The 237-nt window shown below is 73.8% G+C and carries 1 pseudogene; it reads right to left on the reverse strand.

The features are described from left to right. Positions 1 to 237: pseudogene (locus AC0CH8_RS19125) on the reverse strand (xanthine dehydrogenase family protein molybdopterin-binding subunit); the annotation flags it as partial.

Here is a 237-nt window from a genome sequence, read left to right on the forward strand (position 1 = left end):
CGGCTGTCGCCCCGCGGTCCCTGATGGATGGCTACATGCACCATGTCCGGAAGCCGGATATCGCCGGCGACGTGGACGGAGCCGTCGACCTGGGCCGGGGCATCGAGGCGCGGCAGGTCCTGCCCGATTAGCTTGCCCGCCCCCTGCACCCCGATCGGCACCGGATCGGGCGGGGTCAGCTTCGCCGCGGCGGCAGCGAGTTCGGCGACGCGCAGGCGCTGCCGGCCGAGACCGACG

The sequence above is a fragment of the Sphingomonas sp. AC435 genome, assembly GCF_979253005.1.